The organism is Campylobacter sp. GB48, assembly GCF_049221845.1.
GTDB classification, from domain to species: domain Bacteria; phylum Campylobacterota; class Campylobacteria; order Campylobacterales; family Campylobacteraceae; genus Campylobacter_D; species Campylobacter_D lari_C.
The window spans coordinates 1-1525 of record NZ_JBMJAR010000050.1 but is presented as its reverse complement, the minus strand read 5'-3'; the positions used below and the strand labels follow the sequence as shown (position 1 = coordinate 1525).

The following is a 1525-nucleotide window of genomic DNA, read 5'->3' as shown; positions in this document are numbered from 1 at the left end:
TTTGTGTGTAATGTTCCTATATTGATCTCAAGTGTTTATGTGATATATGAAAATTTTTAAAGACTATCAAAAATTCACTCCTTATGGTTTGGATTTTAGACTTTATAGTAAAGATTTTATCACTAAGCTTGATTTTAAAGATAAAGCTTATAATGTGCTTTATAATACAGGAGTTTAAATGGGAGAAGATATTACACTTTCTATTTTTTGGGTTTGATAGGATTTATTCTTGCTTGCAGTGTTATAGAATTTTATCTTATAGCTCTAAGCGTTCTTATTGTCTTTTCTATTTTAAATTATTGGATTAAGATTAATATAAAAGAATTTGTAAAATCTTATTTTTTAATATCTTTTATTATCTTTTTTATGGCTATTGTTATCATATTTTATCTTAGCTATGATCTTGAATTTTATAAATCGCTTGTATTGCTTGATCCTCCAGAAGTTGAAAATTATCACCGCAAGAATATAGAGTGCGTAATTATTTTAAATTTTTAACCTTTGCAACTATGTTTTTTTTAGTAATCACATTTTTTATACTTCCTTGTTTATTACAAGCTTATTTATTTAAATGTTATAGCACAGAAGAAAAACGCAAAAAATTAAGTTGGTTTATAGGATTTGTGTGTAATGTTCCTATATTGATCTCAAGTGTTTATGTGATATATGAAAATTTTTAAAGACTATCAAAAATTTAATATATTTGATATAATATTTATTTATCTTAAATATTTAGAAAAAAATGGATAGAGAATTATTTATAACAAGACTTGCTTTTATAAACAATGATGAAATAGACACAATAGATAAAAATTCATCCATAGCATATTTAAAAGCCTTATATCAATGTGAAAATTCCATAGCTATAAATTATAATCAAGAAGATCTTTTCACCCAAACTACTGCTATAAACAATCTAGGCTATAATTCTACTTTCACAAAGATCTTCATCCTAGATAAAGAAAATCTAAATGATACCTATCTTGATGCTAGAAAAAGGCTTTATAAATCTATCAATACTTTAAAAGAAAAAAGAAATGAAAAAATAAAAGATATCCAAGCCTATTTAGATAAAGAAATTTCCTTACAAGATAATCTAAATAATCAAAGCTTTAATACTAAGGAAAATGATGTTAATTTAATTTTAAACGAAGTATTTAACATAGAGCAATTTTATGATAAAAATACCAATACCATAGTATTAAAGACAAATAATATAAAAATCATATTCTTAGATAAAGTAAATTTACAAGATTTGCAAGATAATTCTAACAATACTTCTTTCATCTCTATGTCAAATTTAATCCATATTTATGATAATCATTGTGATATTTTTACAAAAGATAGAAGTGTTTTGGATATAAAAGACATAGAAGAAAAATATCAAATAGATTTTAAAAGTTTAGATACAAAAATCTTCCTAAACTCTACTCTCCTTACAGGCTCAAGTGAACTTCCTAACAATCCTTTTTACTTTGGAGAATTAGATCAAGATAATGCTATAAAACAAGATGCACCTAGTTAT

The 1525-nt window shown here is 23.7% G+C and carries 3 protein-coding genes; all 3 read left to right on the top strand.

All coding sequences use genetic code 11. From position 1 onward, the window contains the following. Positions 1-46: 46 nt before the first annotated feature. The gene (locus ACOTVC_RS08670) at positions 47-178 is read left to right on the top strand and encodes a hypothetical protein (protein ID WP_016818322.1); all 132 of its coding nucleotides are present in this window, start codon (positions 47-49) and stop codon (positions 176-178) included. A 35-nt stretch (positions 179-213) separates the two neighbouring features. After that, a complete protein-coding gene (locus ACOTVC_RS08665) occupies positions 214-498 on the top strand; it encodes a hypothetical protein (protein ID WP_421628354.1) in 285 nt (94 codons plus the stop codon). 244 nt (positions 499-742) lie between these two features. Further along, positions 743-1525: hypothetical protein (locus ACOTVC_RS08660; protein ID WP_421628352.1), on the top strand; the 783-nt coding region annotated here is incomplete at its 3' end.